The 16,275-nt window shown below is 73.2% G+C and carries 11 protein-coding genes; 3 read left to right on the top strand and 8 right to left on the bottom strand.

The features are described 5' to 3' along the window. The first annotated feature begins 140 nt into the window (after nucleotides 1–140). Nucleotides 141–1,307 carry a sensor histidine kinase gene (locus AB0E24_RS07160; protein ID WP_099014250.1) on the top strand — a complete coding sequence of 389 codons (1,167 nt, stop codon included), beginning with the start codon at nucleotides 141–143 and terminating at the stop codon, nucleotides 1,305–1,307. Then, nucleotides 1,295–1,969 (top strand): response regulator transcription factor, encoded by a 675-nt coding sequence (locus AB0E24_RS07155; protein ID WP_069861010.1) that lies wholly within the window; start codon nucleotides 1,295–1,297, stop codon nucleotides 1,967–1,969. Before AB0E24_RS07160 ends, AB0E24_RS07155 begins: the two co-directional genes overlap by 13 nt. Before the next feature lie 649 nt (nucleotides 1,970–2,618). Here AB0E24_RS07155 and AB0E24_RS07150 read toward each other — a convergent pair. After that, the gene (locus AB0E24_RS07150) at nucleotides 2,619–5,243 is read right to left on the bottom strand and encodes an FtsX-like permease family protein (RefSeq protein ID WP_359375308.1); all 2,625 of its coding nucleotides are present in this window, start codon (nucleotides 5,241–5,243) and stop codon (nucleotides 2,619–2,621) included. Next, a complete protein-coding gene (locus AB0E24_RS07145) occupies nucleotides 5,240–6,016 on the bottom strand; it encodes an ABC transporter ATP-binding protein (RefSeq protein WP_093706551.1) in 777 nt (258 codons plus the stop codon). Before AB0E24_RS07145 ends, AB0E24_RS07150 begins: the two co-directional genes overlap by 4 nt. 386 nt (nucleotides 6,017–6,402) lie before the next feature. On the opposite strand from AB0E24_RS07145, the gene gdhA reads away from it, so the two are divergent. Next, nucleotides 6,403–7,749: an NADP-specific glutamate dehydrogenase gene (gene gdhA / locus AB0E24_RS07140; RefSeq protein ID WP_099014253.1), complete on the top strand. Its 1,347-nt coding sequence runs from the start codon at nucleotides 6,403–6,405 to the stop codon at nucleotides 7,747–7,749. Nucleotides 7,750–7,824: 75 nt separating this feature from the next. Here gdhA and AB0E24_RS07135 read toward each other — a convergent pair whose 3' ends face one another. The 6 genes from AB0E24_RS07135 to AB0E24_RS07110 all read right to left on the bottom strand — a co-directional run bounded on the left by AB0E24_RS07135 (nucleotide 7,825) and on the right by AB0E24_RS07110 (nucleotide 16,020). Beyond that, nucleotides 7,825–8,940 carry a PP2C family protein-serine/threonine phosphatase gene (locus tag AB0E24_RS07135; RefSeq protein WP_102935120.1) on the bottom strand — a complete coding sequence of 372 codons (1,116 nt, stop codon included), beginning with the start codon at nucleotides 8,938–8,940 and terminating at the stop codon, nucleotides 7,825–7,827. Between the two features lie 95 nt (nucleotides 8,941–9,035). Next, nucleotides 9,036–9,815, bottom strand: a complete 780-nt coding sequence (locus AB0E24_RS07130) for an IclR family transcriptional regulator (protein WP_069861014.1) — start codon at nucleotides 9,813–9,815, stop codon at nucleotides 9,036–9,038. A 187-nt stretch (nucleotides 9,816–10,002) separates the two neighbouring features. Further along, on the bottom strand, nucleotides 10,003–10,461 hold the full coding sequence (locus AB0E24_RS07125) for an SRPBCC family protein (RefSeq protein WP_102935121.1): 459 nt from the start codon (nucleotides 10,459–10,461) through the stop codon (nucleotides 10,003–10,005). A 124-nt stretch (nucleotides 10,462–10,585) separates the two neighbouring features. Continuing rightward, a complete protein-coding gene (locus AB0E24_RS07120; RefSeq protein WP_250850636.1) occupies nucleotides 10,586–11,851 on the bottom strand; it encodes an NAD(P)/FAD-dependent oxidoreductase in 1,266 nt (421 codons plus the stop codon). A gap of 182 nt (nucleotides 11,852–12,033) precedes the next feature. Next, nucleotides 12,034–13,458 carry an amidase gene (locus tag AB0E24_RS07115; protein ID WP_359375304.1) on the bottom strand — a complete coding sequence of 475 codons (1,425 nt, stop codon included), beginning with the start codon at nucleotides 13,456–13,458 and terminating at the stop codon, nucleotides 12,034–12,036. 165 nt (nucleotides 13,459–13,623) lie between these two features. Continuing rightward, nucleotides 13,624–16,020 (bottom strand): terpene synthase family protein, encoded by a 2,397-nt coding sequence (locus AB0E24_RS07110; RefSeq protein ID WP_359375302.1) that lies wholly within the window; start codon nucleotides 16,018–16,020, stop codon nucleotides 13,624–13,626. Nucleotides 16,021–16,275: the final 255 nt, after the last annotated feature.

Genomic DNA, 16,275 nt, shown 5'->3' with positions numbered 1-16,275 from the left:
TCTACGATCCCGGTTTCGCACCGCCGCCTCGATGGGCCGCGCCCCCGAACCCATGGTGTAGCCCGCTACACCCCGGGCTTCCCCCGCCGGAGCGCGCACCCGGCTCCCGTGGGCCGACCGGGTCGCTTAGCCTGACGACCATGCGGGAGACGGTGCGGCGGGCCGGGCGGGCCTCGGTCGAGTTGCTGCGGGCGGCTGGGCTGTCCCTGGCCTCGTATTTGTTCATCGGGGTGGTGATCTTCGCCGCCGTGGCCATGGCCACCGTCGTGGGCGCGGGGGTGCTGCCCGAGTCGGTGCTGCTGCTGCGCAAGACCGCCGGGTACAAGCGGCGGTGGGTGGGCGGCTGGACGGGGAAGCCGGTGCCCGAGGCGTACCGGCCGCTGACCGGGGAGGCGTTCGAGCGGGCGCGGGTGTCGGTCGGGGATCCGGCCACGTACCGCGATCTGCGCTGGCTCGCGGCCCACGCGGGCTACGGCTGGCTGCTGGCCTGCTGCGCGATGCCGGTGTGGGTGATGGGGCTGCTCATCGACGGGGTGTGGTGCGGGCTGCTGAAGCAGCGGGCCGTTGCGCTGCCGCTGATCGAGCGGCTCGTCGACCTCGACGCGGAGTGGTCGCGGGCGCTGCTGCTGCCGTCCCCGGAGGCGCTGCGCAGCGCCCGGCTCGCCGAGCGGGTGGCGGAGCTGTCCGAGACCCGGGCGGGCGCCGTCGCCGCGCACGGGGCCGAGCTGCGGCGCATCGAGCGGGACCTGCACGACGGTACGCAGGCGCGTCTGGTGGCGCTCTCGATGCGGGTGGGGCTGGCGCGGCGCGCGTACGAGAAGGACCCGGACGCGGCGCACAAGCTGCTGGAGGACGCGCAGGACCAGGCCGAGGAGGCCCTCACCGAGCTGCGCCATGTCGTACGCGGCATCCATCCGCCGATCCTCACCGACCGCGGACTCGTGGGCGCCGTAAGGGCACTCGCGGCGGGCAGCGGGCTCGAGGTGTCCGTACACGACGACGGGGTGGAGGACGGGCCCCGGGCACCGGCGGCGGTCGAGGCGGCCGCGTACTTCGTGATCGCGGAGGCTCTGACCAACGCGGCCAAGCACAGCGGGGCGCGGCAGGCGTCGGTCCACCTCGTCCGGCTGCCCGATAGGTTGAGGGTCGCGGTACGGGACGAGGGGCGGGGCGGGGCCGATCCCTCGGGCGGCAGCGGGCTGCTCGGCATGCGGCGCCGGGTCGCGGCGCTCGACGGGACCGTGGAGATGACCAGCCCCGTCGGGGGGCCGACGCTGATCGAAGTGGAGCTGCCGTGCGTGTGGTGATCGCCGAGGACAACGCTCTGCTGCGGGAGGGCATGGTCCTGCTGCTGAACTCCGCCGGGCACGAGGTGGTCGCGGTCGCCTCCAGCGGCCCCGAGGTGTTGCCCGCCCTCCTCGAACACCGCCCCGACGCGGCCGTGCTCGACGTCCGCATGCCGCCGGGCTTCCGCGACGAGGGGCTGCGCGCGGCGCTCGCCGCGCGGCGGGAGATCCCCGGTCTGCCGGTGCTGGTCCTCTCGCAGTACGTCGAGGAGACCTACGCCGCCGAGCTGCTGGCCGATGGCGCGGGCGGGCTCGGCTATCTGCTGAAGGACCGGGTGGGGCGGGTCGAGGAGTTCCTGGACGCGCTGGAGCGGGTGGTCGCGGGCGGTACGGCGCTGGACCCGGAAGTGGTCAAGGAGCTGATGACCCGGCGCCGGAACGATCCGGTGGACTCCTTGACGCCGCGCGAGCGCGAGGTGCTGCATCTGATGGCGGAGGGCCGGGACAACACCACGATCGCGCGGACGCTGGTGGTCTCGGAGCGCGCGGTCAGCAAGCACATCGGCAATGTCTTCGCGAAGCTGGGCTTGCCGCCGAGTGACAGTGGGCACCGGCGGGTGCTGGCGGTTCTCGCGTATCTCAACAAGGGGGAGTCGGCGGATAAGGGGGGCGGCAGGGGGTAGGCGGCGGCGGGCGGTAAGCGGCGGGCGGGATGGCTCCGGCCGATCCGGCGGCCGACCGGGTTGCCGACCCGGTGACCCTGTAGCGGGCCCTGCTCGCGCCCTTGGCCGCGTCGGCATCGCCCGCGGCGGCGTGAGCCGTGGCTTTCCCCACCCCGCCCCTTCCCGAAAGTGGGGGCTCCGCCCCCACACCCCCGCCGGGGCTCCGCCCCGAACCCCGCTCCTCGACCGCCTTACCGCGGATACCGCCCCCGCAGTCGCCACCACCACCGAGACGATCACCACAGCCTCCACCGGAGGCAGGCACGGCACCGTACCCACCATGGCCCGCCCCCACCGGGGCTCCGCCCCGAACCCCGCTCCTCGACCGCCTTACCGCGGATACCGCCCCCGCAGTCGCCACCACCACCGAGACGATCACCGCAGCCTCCGCCGGAGGCGGGTACGGCACCGTACCCACCATGGCTCGCCCCCGCCATGGCTCCGCCCCGGACCCCGCTCCTCGACCGCCGGAGGGGCCGAAAACCCCTACCGAGACGATCACCACAGCCTCCACCGGAGGCGGGTACGGCACCATGCCCACCCATGGCCCGCCCCCACCGGGGCTCCGCCCCTCACCCCGCCCCACACCCCCCGAAGAGGCCGAAAACCCCTACCGCGGATACCGACCCCGCAACGTCCCCCACACCGGCGGCAGCGACCCCGCCGCCGCTGTCGCCACGACCACCGAGACGATCACCGCGGCCTGCGCCGGGGGCAGGTACGGCAGCGTGCCCGTCGTGGCCATGCTGAAGGCCAGCAGGGGTACGGACGCCACGGCGGCCCCCACCACCAGCCCGGTCACCACCGTGGCCGCTGCCTCCAGCCGGAGCATTCGGCGGAGTTGGCCGCGGCCCGCGCCCGCCAGGCGCAGCAGCCTCAGTTCGGGGCGGCGTCCGGTGGCGATGAGGGCGAGGGTGCTCAGGACGGCGATCACCGTGAAGCCGCCGACCGCGCCGACCACCGACACCGACACCACCTCGGCCAGCGCCTGCTCGGCCGCCTCGCCCCGCACCGGCGCCGGGTCGGGCTCCACCCGGGCCCCGGGCACCGCCCGCGCCAGCGCGTTCGTGACCGCCTTACGGTCGGCATCGGGCGCGGTCGCGACCAGGACCCTGCCCGCACCGGAGGCCGCGGGCAGCGACGTGTGGCGCAGCAGGTCGTCGCGGGAGAGGAGGAAGTCCCCGAGCGCGATGGAGCGTTGGTACGTCGCCACGACCCGCAGCCGGGCCTCCTGGCCGTCGCCGAACCGCAGGGTCACCGTGGAGCCGGGCCGTACGCCGAGGGAGTCCGCGCGGTCGGCGCCGACGGCGACCGTGCCGGGCCGCAGCCGGGCGAGGTCCCCGCTCCGCGGCCCCGGGTCGAGGGTGCTCGTCAGCCGTTCCGGGGTGACGCCGAAGACCGGCAGCCGCTCCAGTTCGGGCGCGCCGAGTTGGCTGCGCGCCAGCAGCACCGTGCCGGGGACGATCTCCGTCGCCGCCCGTACCCCCGGGACCTCGCGGATCCGTTCCACCGCACCGGCCGGTAGCCCGCCGTCCGCGTGCACCGCGAGGTCGGCGCGCAGCACCTGGCGGGCCTGGGCGTCGCCCGCGTGGGTCAGCGTCGCGCCCCCGGAGAGCTGAACCCCGGCGAACGCGGTGACCAGCACGATCGGGGTGATCGCCGCGCCCAGCCGGTGTGCGGACGCCGCGCAGTTGGCGGCGGCGAGGCGGCCGCCGGGGCCGAACAGCCGCAGCGGAGCGCCCAGCAGCCGCATCGCCCCCTCGGCGATCCACGGTCCGAGCACCGCACAGGCGATCACCATGGTCACCGCCGCCGCACCGGCCGCGGCCGCCGCGGTCGCGCCCCGCTGGAGGGCGGCCGTCCCGGCGGCGCTCGCGCCCACGCCCAGCAGCACCAGCCCGGTGATACCGCGCCCCCTGCCGGGCGCCCGCTCGCGCAGCGCCTCCGCCGGACGCGCCGTGGCGGTCCTGGCGCCGCCGATGAGCGCCGCGACCTGGGCCACCAGGACGGTGACGGCGGCGGTGACCAGCGGCGTGAGCCACAGCGGCGGAAGAAGCGTCAGGTCGAGTCCGGTGGGCAGCGCGCCCCGCGCGTCCAGCAGCGCGCGCAGCCCCAGGTACGCGGGGGCCGCCCCGGCCGCGCCCACCAGCGCCGCCCAGGCCGCGACCCGCCCCACCTCTCGGCCCACCGCTGCGCGCAGCTGCCCCGGTGTGGCGCCTACCGCCCGCAACAGGCCCAGTTCATGGGAGCGTTGACGCAGCGCCTGGACGATGGTCGACGACACCACCAGCAGCGACACCAGGACGACGGCTCCGGCCACGGAGCCCAGAGCCGCCAGCAGCTCACCACGGGCCGGCGCGGCGGCCAGGAACTCCGCCTCGCCCCGGTCGTCCCCGGTCAGGACGCGCACGGTGGCCGGGTCGCCGTCCGCGCGATGCCCGACGTCGGTGACTCCGGCCGTGTCCAGCGCCTTCCGCACCCGCCCGGCCAGCTCCCCCGCGCCCGTGCCGGATTCGGCGACGACCCCGATGGCGTCCAGCGCCTCCGGGTGGCCGGACAGACGACGGGCCTCGGCGCCGGTGAACCAGACGGCGGTACGGGGGCCGTCGGCGACGCCCACGACGGTGTACGCCATGTCGTGACCGCCCACGCGCAGCGTCAGCCGCTGGCCGACGCGGTCCGCCCCGCCGCGTTCGGGGCCGCCACCGCCCGCCACGACCACCTCGTCCGCGCGCTGCGGGGCGCGTCCCGTCCGTAGCGCGTAGGGGGCCAGCCGAGCGGCCTCCCAGGGCCGTCCGGTGGCGGACTCGGTGGCGGACTCGGTGGCGGACCCGGTGGCGGACTCGGTGGCGGACCCGGTGGCGGACCCGGTGGCAGCCGACCCCGCGAGGCCCACCGGGAATTCCACGTCGGCGACGGCCGCCCGCACCCCTGGCACCCCGCGCACCACGGTCAGCGCCGTGCGGGGGATGCGGACCCGTTCGGTGAGCCCCGCGCTCACGGTCTCGCGTTCGCCCAGCGACGCCGCGCTGAAGCGGGTGGTCTGGTCGCCGGCCACGACGAGATCGGCCCCGGCGTACCGCTCCACCCGTGGATGCGCGCTCCAGGCCGAGACGAGAGTCAGCCCGAAGGCGCCGAGCAGCAGGGAGGTGAGGGTGAGCGCGGCGAAGACCGCGGTCCACGCCTTACGGTGGGCACGAGTGGCGCGAGTGGCCAGCAGGGCGGCGACCTTCATGCCGTCCGCCCTCCCAGGTCCTTCAGGACGCGGCGTATGTCGGCCGCCTCCGGCCGCTCCTGCCGCCACACCAGCTTCCCCCGCATCAGAAAAAGTGCCTCGTCGGCCCAGGCGGCGGCGAACGGGTCATGGGTGACCATGACGACCGTATGGCCGTCACGGTCGACGGCCTGCCGCAGCAGCGTCAGCGCCTCCTCCGCGGCAGCGGGGTCGAGCGCCCCCGTCGGTTCGTCGGCGAAGACGATGTCGGGCGAGGTCACCAGCGCACGGGCGATCGCCACCCGCTGGCACTGCCCGCCGGACAGCTCCGACGGCAGGGCGCCGCCCCGGTCCCCCAGCCCGACCGCCGCGAGTGCCCGCCGCTCCCGGCCGTCGACCGGCCGGCCGCCGAGCATCAGCGGCAGGGAGACGTTCTCCGCCACGGTGAGCGACGGCACCAGATGGTGCGCCTGGAAGACGAAGCCGATCCGCTCCCGCCGCAGCCGGGTCAGCGCCGCCTCGTTCAGCGAGGACAGCTCCGTGCCGCCGATGCGCACCGTGCCCGCCGTCGGCCGGTCAAGCCCGGCGGCGCACTGGAGCAAGGTCGACTTCCCGCACCCCGAGGGCCCCATCACCGCGAGGAACCGTCCGCGCGGCACCGTCAGATGGATGGGGTGCAGCGCCACGGCCCCCGGCCGGTACTCCCTGGTGACCCCGTCCAGGGCCAGCGCATGGTGCCAGGTCCCCGTCCGCTCCACGGTGGCCGTCCTGCGGCCGCGCCACTGCCGGTTCATCTCTCCGCCCCTCCGTCACGTCCGGGCGGATCAAACGGGTCCGCCTGTCACCGAGAACGCTAGAAACGGGCGCGGCCGCGCGGCAGAGAGCGCGGTCCCGTACTGGAAGTGGTACGGACCCCCGCCCGGGGGTGGGGCCCACTCCACCATCGCCGCGTCTTCCACGCGGTTCCGCCCGGTCTCGCGACCGGTCCGCGGTCCGGTCTCCCACACGGTTCCACCGGGTCCGGCATCCGGTCCTCCGTCCGCTCTCGCGTCCGAACTTCCCCGTCCGCGGGCGACATCCGGGCGCGCCGCCGTGGTGAACCCCGCCGGGGACAAGATCCTGGACACCCCCACAGGACCGGCATATGAGACAGAAGACCACAGAGAGGCACCAGACACCCATGGACGTCAGCGCCCGTATCGAGGCCGTCTACGCGCAGATCGTGCACCGCAACCCCGGGGAGTCGGAGTTCCACCAGGCGGCGCGCGAGGTGCTGCCGGCCCTCGCCCCCGTGCTCGGCGCGCATCCGGAGTATGTGGACGCCCGGATCGTGGAGCGGCTGTGCGAGCCGGAGCGGCAACTCGCCTTCCGGGTGCCCTGGGTGGACGACGACGGCGAGGTCCAGGTCAACCGCGGCTTCCGGGTGGAGTTCAGCAGCGCGCTTGGCCCCTACAAGGGGGGCCTGCGCTTCCACCCCAGCGTCAATCTGGGCATCGTGAAGTTCCTCGGCTTCGAGCAGATCTTCAAGAACGCGCTGACCGGTCTGGCCATCGGCGGCGGCAAGGGCGGTGCGGACTTCGACCCCAAGGGGCGCTCGGACGGCGAGGTGATGCGGTTCTGCCAGTCGTTCATGACCGAACTCCACCGCCATCTGGGCGAGCACACCGATGTGCCGGCCGGGGACATCGGGGTGGGCGCCCGTGAGATCGGCTATCTCTTCGGCCAGTACAAGCGGCTGACCAATCGCTTCGAGGCCGGTGTGCTGACCGGCAAGCCGGTCGGCTGGGGCGGTTCACACGCGCGTACCGAGGCCACGGGTTACGGCACCGTCCACTTCGCCCAGGAGATGCTGCGCACCCGTAAGAAGGATTTCGACGGCCTTACAGTCGTCGTCTCCGGATCCGGCAATGTGGCGCTCTACGCGATCGACAAGGTCCACGCCCTCGGCGGCCGAGTGGTGGCCTGCTCCGACTCCTCCGGCCATGTGGTCGACCCGGACGGTATCGACGCCACCCTGCTGAAGGAGATCAAGGAGGTCCGCCGGGGGCGGATCGACGCCTACGCCACCGCCAAGCCGGGCGCCGTCTTCTCCGGCCGCGGCTCGGTCTTCGAGGTGCCCTGCGAGGTCGTCCTGCCCTGCGCGACCCAGAACGAGCTGACCGAGCAGTGCGCGATCACCCTGGTCAAGAACGGCGTACTGGCCGTGGCCGAGGGCGCCAACATGCCCTGCACCCCGGCGGCGATCGAGATCTTCCGGGAGGCCGATGTGCTCTTCGGCCCCGGCAAGGCCGCCAACGCGGGCGGAGTGGCCACCTCCGCCCTGGAGATGCAGCAGAACGCCTCCCGCGAACGCTGGACCTTCGCCCAGACCGAGGCCCGCCTCGCCGCCGTCATGACCGAGGTCCACACCCTGTGCCGCACCACCGCCGACCGCTACGGCTGCTCCCCCGACGACTACGCCCTGGGCGCGAACGCCGCCGGGTTCGTGCGGGTCGCGGAGGCGATGGCCGCCCAGGGCATCGTCTGAGCCGGTCGGGCGCGGCCGGGCCGATCACCGACAGAGGCCGGAGGCCATACGGACAACCAACACTGACGGCACAGATCACATCGACGGCATTTCGGCCGCCCCGCGCATCGCGCCCAGCACCGGCTTGCGGAGCAGCATCAGCGCCGCGTCGTCGTGGAGCCGGCCGCCCACATGGGACAGCAGTTCGGCGTGGAGCGAGGCGAGGGTGCGGGACGGCTCGTCACAGATGTGCCGCGGCACCCGTTCCAGCAGCGGGAAGTACTCCCGGCCGCGGTCCCGCGCCTCGATGACCCCGTCGGTGTAGAGCAGCAGTTGGTCACCTTCGATGAACGGCACCACCTGGAGGCTCGGCAGCTCGCCGCCCAGGGAGGCCAGGCCGAGCGGCGGGGCCGGACGGATGGGCTCGACGGCGCTGACCCCTGACTCGCCGAACAGCAGCGGCGGGGCATGTCCGCAGTTGACGAGCTCCATCCGGCCCTCGCTGGGGTAGCCGGCGACCACGGCGGTGACGAAGTCGTCGGGCGCCAGGTTACGGGCCAGGCTGCGCTCGATCCTGCCGACGACGTCGAGCAGATCGCGTTCGTCGTAGGCGGCCTCCCGGAAGACGCCGAGCACCAGCGCGGCGGTGCTCACCGCGGGGAGCCCCTTGCCGCGCACATCGCCGACGATCAGCCGGACCCCGTGCGGGGTGGACAGCAGGGCGTAGAGATCGCCGCCCACCCGTGCCTCCGCGGCGGCGGCGCTGTAGCGAACGGCCACCTGGAACTCGCCGACCTGGGCGGGCACCGGCGTGAGCAGGGCGTTCTGGGCGGCCTCGGCGACCGAGCGAACGGCGGCGAGCACCTGCTCACGGCGCTGGCGCATGGCGCTGGCCCCACAGCTCGCCAGGGCCACGGCGGCGGGCGTGGCCAGCATGATCGCCTGGGTGCGCAGAGTCTCCTCGCCCTGGGTGCCCAGCAGGGCACCCACCCCCACGGCGAGCAGCCCGATGCGCATCACCCCGTACGGCCCCCAGTGGGCGGCGGCGAGCGCAGGGCCGACGGCGAGCATGGGCAGCCAGCCGAGCCCCTCCGAGGTGACGAGGGCCAGCAGGGCCACACCAATGATGATGAATACGGGGACCGCGGGGGCGATGAGCCCTGTGCCGTCCATCTGGTCCGGGTCGTACGTGCGGAGTCGGGCCGGGTACATGACCTGCTTCGCTGCTCTCTTCCACGAGTGATACCGGGGGTGTCCGTTTCATCCAGAGAAACAGCGATTAGATAGGTTTCGCAAGGGACGCGTTTTCAGATAGTGAGCGAGAGGTTCCTGCTCACCCGGCTCGCCGTCGGGACCAGATGGGTCCGGAACAGCTCTCGGTGCGGATCCAGCTTCGCCAGCCGCGCGAACCGGTCCGCGGGCAGCGAGATCCCGAGCGAGCCGAGCCGGTCGCCGTAGTAGATCGGCACCGCGAAGCAGACCGTGCCCAGGGCGTACTCCTCCAGGTCCGCGACCAGCGGACTGTTGGTCGGGGAGTCCAGCCGGCGCAGCAGATCGCCGGGGCGGGTGACGGTCCGCGGTGTGAGATCGACGAGCTCATGGCGGGACAAGTACTCGTGGCGGGCGTCGTCGTCCAGCTCGCGCAGTACGCATTTGCCCAGCGCGGTGGCGTGTCCGGCGTCCTCGAACCCCACCCACAGATCGACCCGGGGCGCCTGCGGGCCGTCCACGATCTCCACCACCCGGATCTCGCCCTCGTCGTAGAAGGTGAGGTAGGCGGCGGCGGAGAGCTCATCGCGCAGCGAGGCCAGGGTGGGGCGGATCCGGGAGAGCATCGCCTGGCCCCGGCTGCCGGACTCGAGGGTGCGCAGCTTGTCGCCGATCACGAAGCCGCCGTCCTCCAGCCGGTGCACATAGCCTTCGTACGCCAGCGTCCGCAGCAGGTGGTACGTGGTGGCGAGCGGCAGCCCCGTCTCCCGGGCGAGCCTTTTGGCCGGCGCACCACACTCGTGCGCACCCACCGCCTCCATCAGCCGGAAGGCCCGCTGTACGGATGTGATCAGCGTAGGCGCCGCCTGAGCACCCATATGTCCAGCTTGCTCCTGGTAGAGGGGATGAGCAAGATCTGCGCGGTCGGACGCGGGCGAGGGCGCCGGCCGACGTGGCCGACGCCCTCGCGGACGTGCACTCGCGGGCAGGTGGACCGGTGCGACCGTGCCACCGGTGCGGTCGGTGCAATCGGTGCAATCGGTGCGACCGATGCGACCGGCGCGGTCAGCCGGGTGAGATCCGGCCGCGCCAGGCGCCTTCCGCCTCGCCGCGCCGCTCGATGAAGTCCTTGAACCTCCGCAGATCCCCCTTCACCCGCCGGTCGAGCGTCCCGGTCATGTCCGCAGCCTTCTCCGCCATCCCGCTCGGCTCGAAGACCATGGCCAGATTGACCCGGGTGTGGCGCTCGTCGACGGGCTCGAAGGTCACCAGACCCTGCTGCCGCACATCACCGGAGGTGGTGCGCCAAGCGATGCGCTCGTCGGGAAGCTGATCCACGATCTCGGTGTCGAACTCCCGGTGCACACCGGCGATGGAGGTCGCCCAGTGGTTGTGGCGATCGTCCACCTGGATGACCTGGTCCACGCCCTCCATGAACTTCGGGAACTCAGTGAACTGCGTCCACTGGTCATAGGCGGTGCGGAGCGGAACCCCAACCTCGACGGACTCCCGCACGGTGCTCATCGGTGGCTCCTTTCGACGTTGTCGCAACGCTCAGCACGGCGGGTTTCCGAGACCGCAGGGCCAAAACATGCCGCGCCCAGGCGGTCTGTGCGACCGAGAGGGGGGATGGACGGCAGGCGGCGGCTCAGCGCAGCGGATGCAGCGGGGCCAGTTCTGCCGGGGAGGTGCCGGTCGCGATGGCCTCGGCCAGCAGCCGTCCGCTGAGCGGTCCGAGCGCCACGCCCCACATGCCGTGGCCGCCGTTGACGTAGACCCGCGGGGAGCCGGTCGGGCCGATCAGCGGCAGTCCGTCGGGGGTGCACGGGCGCGCGCCGACCCAGGTGTCCGTACGGGCCGCCCAGTCGATGCCGCGCAGCAGCGGACGGGCCGCCGCGATGATCGCCCGGATCCGGCGCGGGTCCACCGGCCGTTCCGCGGGCGCCAGTTCCATCATCCCGGCGACCCGCACCCGGCCCTCACCCAGCGGGGTGCAGACGACCTTCTGGGCGGCCAGATACGTGGGCCGGGTGGGGGCGCCCTCGGCCGGCACGCTGAAGCTGTAACCGCGTCCGGCCTGGACCGGCACCCGGACCCCGAAGGGGCGGACCAGCGCGTCCAGCCAGGCGCCGGTGGCCACGACGGCGACGTCCGCGTGGAGTTGGCCACCGGAGGTGGTGACGGCCACGCCCCGCCCGAGGTCCCGGATTCCGGACACCTCCGTCCGCTCCAGGATCTCGCCACCGCGCTCGCGCACCGCGTCGGCGAGGGCGCGCACGAAGTTCCCCGGGTTCAGATAGCGCTGGCCGTGGAGTTCGACGGCCGCGCCGATGGCGTCGCCGAGCGCGGGCTCCAGCGCACGGGCCCGGTCCCCGTCGACGGGCTCGTACGCGATCGTGAAACCGGCCGCGCGGGCCTGCTCCAGCTCCTCGACCATCGCGGCCCGCTCGGCGGCGGTGCGGAAGGCGATCAGACAGGGTTCGGCGGGCCGGGTGGGCTCGGCGACGCCGTCCGCCGCGAGGGTGTCGTACGCGTCCAGCGCCTGGCGGCCCAGCGTGGCGAAGGTGGCGGCCAGGACCCGCCAGCGGCGCGGGGTGCAGTTCCGGGTGAAGGTGAGCAGGAAGCGCGCGAGCCGGGGGTCGGGCCGGGGCGGGATGTAGACGGGCGACTCGGGGGAGAGCAGGCTGCGCAGCCCGTAGCGGAGCGCGGCCGGTTCGGGCAGCGGCAGCGTCAGGGCCGGGGACAGCCAGCCGGCGTTCCCCCAGGACGCCCCGGCCGCGGGGTGGCGCCGCTCCACGACGGTGACCTCGACGCCGTGGTTCAGCAGCGACCAGGCGGTGGCGAGGCCGACCATGCCGGCGCCGACGACGACGGCGCCGCGCGGTGGGCGGGACGGACCTATGGCAGTGGGCACGGATGCGCTCCTTCCCATGGGTGAAACGCCATCATCGGTGGAACGGGCCGGGCACCGCACCCGCCCACGGCCCTGATCGCCCTCTGGCTGCCGGATGCTGTGATCGCCCCCTGGGGCGCCGATCACCCCGGGCCGCCCGGGGCCCTGATCGCCCCGGCTGTCCGAGGCCCTGGTGGGCCCCGCTACCCGAGGCCCGCCGGGTGCCGTCGCCAGTGCCCGGTGGCCTGCTCGAAGGCGTGGCCGACCTGGAGGACCGCGAAGTCCGCCCGGTGCGGCCCGACGATCTGCACCCCGACCGGAAGCCCGCCGGGCGTGAACCCGGCCGGTACGGACAGCGCCGGGCTGCCGGTCGAGCTGATCAGATACGCCGAGCGCATCCAGTCCAGATAGTCGTCCATGGCCACCCCGGCGATCTCGGTCGGGTACTCGATCCCGACGTCGAAGGGCACCACCTGGCTCACCGGGAGCAGCAGCACGTCATAGCGGCCGAAGAACTCCCGGACACGGTGGAAGAGCTGGGTGTGCAGCACCTCCGCGCGGGCGACGTCCGGCCCGCTGAGCTTGCGCCCCTGCTCGGCGTTCTCCCGTATGGCCCGCTTCAGCCCGTCGGGGTGCGCGTCCATGAGCGCGCCGAAGGCGACCTCGAACGCCGAGGCGCGCAGCGTACGGAAGACCTCCTCGGCCTCGGCCAGGTCCGGACAGGCCCGCTCCACGACGCAGCCGAGGCCGGTGAAGACCTCCGCCGCCGCCGCGACCGTCTCGGCCACCTCGGGCTCGACCGGCACCAGCCCCCCGAGATCCGGCGACCAGGCCACCCGCAACCCCGTCAGATCGCGGTCCAGGGGGCGGGCGAAACGGGCGCCGGGCTCCTCCAGGGCGATCGGTGACCGGGCGTCGGGTCCGGCGATGGCGGACAGCAGCAGGGCGGTGTCGGCCACGGTACGGGCCATCGGCCCTTTGACGCCGAGGGTGCTCCAAGCGGTCATGGAGGGCCAGTTGGGGACGCGCCCGGGCGACGGGCGCAGACCGACCACATTGCAGAACGAGGCCGGGTTGCGCAGCGAGCCGCCGGTGTCGCTGCCGTCCGCGATCGGGACCATGCCGGAGGCCAGCGCGGCCGCCGCGCCACCGCTGCTGCCACCCGCGCTGCGGCCCAGGTCGTACGGGTTGTGGGTGGCGCCGAAAATGGGGTTGAAGGTGTGCGAACCGGCCCCGAACTCGGGCACGTTGGTCTTGCCGATGGTGATCGCCCCGGCGGCCCGGATCCGTTCGATCAGCAGATCGTCCTGGTCGGGCACGCCGTCGACGAGCGGCGAGCCATGGCTGGTGCGGATGCCCGCGGTGTCGTGGAGGTCCTTGTGGGCGATGGGCAGCCCGTGCAGCGGCCCGAGCTCCTCTCCCGCCACGATCCGCTCATCGGCCTGCCGGGCCGCCTCGCGGGCGTGGTCGGCGACGAGGGTGACGATCGCGTTGACGGCGGGGTTGACCCGTTCGATACGGGCCAGATGGGCCTCGAGCAGCTCGCGCGCGGACAGCTCGCGGGTGCGCAGCAGATGGCCGAGGTCCAGGGCGGTCCTGAAGCAGAGATCGTCATCGGTCGTCGTCACGGTCGCTCGCCTTCCTCACGGGGCCCAGGGGCGGAACCCATCGTTCGGGAAGCGGCGGGGTGAGGGAAGAGCGTCGGGCCGGAGAGCCGACACCGGCCGCCTCGCCCTGTCCCGCGGACAGGGCGAGGACGCCGGCCGAGGTCCTTACGGACGTGCTTGCGGTCCTTACGGACGCGCTGACAGACCTGCTCCCACGGGCACCGGAACCCGCGCGGCCGAGGTGCCGAGCCCGGTGGGCCCGTGCCACGGGGCCACCGCCCGCGCGCCCGCACCGGCCCCGGCCGCCACCGGCCGCCGTCCGGCGCCCATCGGCCGCCGGTGGACGCGGAGCAGCTCCTCCTCCCGGTAGCGCGGGACCTCCCGGTGCCAGTTCAAGATCCCGGTCATCCAGTGGCTCAGCTCCTCCACATAGCCGTCCATCGCCTTCCTGGCCTCCGGCCCCAGGCCGAAGTCGTCGTACAGCACGGGGAGCTCATGCTCGGCGACATGCTGGAACTGCCGCATCCGGGAGGTCATCAGGTCGTTCACGATGGCGACCCCGGTCGGATAGTCGCAGTCGAAGAAGTTCTGGACGACGAGGACGCCGTTGTGGACCTCGCCCTCGAACTCGATCTCCTTCTGGTAGGAGAAGACATCGTTCAGCAGCGTCGCGTAGTTCGCGGCGGCGCTCTCCAGCGACTGGACCGGGCCGCTGCGGTAGATCTCGGGCGGCACCCGCCGTCCGTGCGCCAGTCGGCACAGGCTCATGGTGAGGTCGGAGCCGAAGGTGTGCCTGCGCATCTCGATGTAGTCGACCGGATCGGGGATCCGGTGCTTCGTCTGGTTGGCCAGCTCCCACAGCCAGCTGGCGGTCATGTCCTCGATGGCCTGGCGGAGGTCGCGGCGCGCCGCGTCCTCCATCGGGCCCGCCGTACGGCCCCACAGATCGGCCAGCGAGCGCTCCAGCGCGTTCGCCGGGACGGGGGTGGGGCCCGCGTCGAGCGGCATGAAGGCCCCGAGCCTGGCGTTGCACGCCCTCGCTCCGGCCAGGTCGTGGGTGCGGCCGAAGACCGCCGGATAGTAGTCGTCCGCGTAGGTGCCCCAGGCCAGCCAGCCCGACGCCACGTCGAGCTCGTCCGGGGAGCCGTCCGGATGGATGCCCGCCGCGCACAGCGGGAGGTCGGCGGCGAGCAGCCGCCGCTCGTCCCAGACCTGCGAACCAGGGACGCCGGGCTGCGGTTCGAGGATGCCCATCCGGTGTGCCCAGTCGACCAGATGGCGGCGGGCGGTGGGCAGATGCGCGTTGAGCCGGAGGGTGAACGGCATGGAGAAGTCCGGCAGCAGCGACGGCCCGGTCCTCTGGAACGGGACATGGCTGAACCTGCGCGCCCTGGCCGCCTCCGCCCGGCCGGTGGTCAGCGGCAGGCTGGCCGCGGAGACGCCGAGGCCGGTGAGCGCGAAGGGGGACCATGGAGCGCGCTCGCTCCGCCGACCGGTGCCACCCGCACCGTTCGTACCATGAGCGCCACCGGCCTCGTGCACGCCGTGAGCCCCGCGCGGCCCGTCCGCACCATGCGCCTCGCTCGCCTCGTGCGCGCCGTTCATATAGCGGCTGGAGCGCATATGCCACTCATGGCCGCCCGACTGCCAGTCCTGGAGCCCCTTGACGTAGGCGAGGACGCCCGCACAGGCCGCCGGGTCCAGCCCGTGCTCGGCGAAGAGCGGGCCGAGCTCGGTGAGCGCGGTGTCCTCGAACTGCTGGAGCCGCGAGGTCAGCAGCTCGTTGACGGAGTCGGCCGCCTCCTGGGTGGTGCAGTCCAGGAACGTCTCCAGGACCAGGACGCCATTGCTGAGCTCGCCCTCTTCCTCGATCTCCCGCTGATAGGAGAACAGGTCGTTGCGAAGGTGCACCGCGTCCGCGAAGGCGTCCCGCAGCACCCGCATCGGCCGCGACCCGGCGATCACCGCCGGCACCTCGGCCCGCACCGCATGCTCGACCAGCCCGGCCGACCAGGGCGCGCCGCCGACCTTACGGCGCATCTCGATGTACTCGACCGGATTGGGCACCCGGTCGATGTTGATGTTCGAGAGCTCCCAGAGCGATTCGTTGAGCAGGTTCTCGGTGCTCTCCCGGAACCGGGCCCGCCAGTCCGACGACATGGAGGGCACCGTCCGCGCCCACAGATCCGCGAGCCCCGCCTCGACCGGGTTGGTGGGCTCGGGTGTCCCGTCGGCCGGATCCATCGGCATGAAGGCGGGCAGCCGGTCGAGATACGCCTTACCGGCCGCACGGTCCTGGGAGCGCTTGAACGTCTCCAGGAAGTGGTCGTCGAAGAAGAACACCCACACATACCAGTCGGTGACCAGCGAAAGCTCCGTGCCGGAACAGTCGGGGTGGGTGTACGCGCACAGCAGGGCGTAGTCGTGGGCGTCGAGATCCTCCTGCTCCCAGATCCCCGAGCCCTCGAGCATTTCCATCTCGCGGGCCCACTGGGTGGAGTGCTCCCGTGCCTCCTGGACATGGGGGTTCAGCCGCGCCGGATACGGCATGTAGAAGTCGGGGAGTCGAAAGGGCTGTGTCACTGCTGAGCCGGCACCTCTCCGTGCGACGGTGGCCCGCAGCGGGACGGCTACGGACCGGGGTCGGCTACGGGCTACCCATGCCGCTACCGGCCTATCCGAAAGCCCCATTAGTCACACAAGTGCGCGCCTCCCACCCCCGGCGCGCCCCCTCACCGCAAGGTGAGGAGGCGTCTGGACGCCAAGACCGCGCTGTACCGCAGTCTGCTGGCGGGGCGGCGGATGCTGATCCTGCTGGACAATGTGGTGGACTCCCAG

It is taken from the genome of Streptomyces malaysiensis subsp. malaysiensis (assembly GCF_040653035.1).
Classification (GTDB): Bacteria; Actinomycetota; Actinomycetes; order Streptomycetales; family Streptomycetaceae; genus Streptomyces; species Streptomyces malaysiensis.
The sequence above is the reverse complement of the archived record's forward strand: the minus strand, read 5'-3'. Positions and strand labels throughout refer to the sequence as shown.

Coding starts and splice junctions, on each gene's coding strand:
- AB0E24_RS07125 (WP_102935121.1), bottom strand. CDS start 10,461: ATGAGCACCGTGCGGGAGTCCGTCGAGGTTGGGGTTCCGCTCCGCACC.
- AB0E24_RS07150 (WP_359375308.1), bottom strand. CDS start 5,243: ATGAAGGTCGCCGCCCTGCTGGCCACTCGCGCCACTCGTGCCCACCGT.
- AB0E24_RS07145 (WP_093706551.1), bottom strand. CDS start 6,016: ATGAACCGGCAGTGGCGCGGCCGCAGGACGGCCACCGTGGAGCGGACG.
- AB0E24_RS07135 (WP_102935120.1), bottom strand. CDS start 8,940: ATGTACCCGGCCCGACTCCGCACGTACGACCCGGACCAGATGGACGGC.
- AB0E24_RS07130 (WP_069861014.1), bottom strand. CDS start 9,815: ATGGGTGCTCAGGCGGCGCCTACGCTGATCACATCCGTACAGCGGGCC.
- AB0E24_RS07160 (WP_099014250.1), top strand. CDS start 141: ATGCGGGAGACGGTGCGGCGGGCCGGGCGGGCCTCGGTCGAGTTGCTG.
- gdhA (WP_099014253.1), top strand. CDS start 6,403: ATGGACGTCAGCGCCCGTATCGAGGCCGTCTACGCGCAGATCGTGCAC.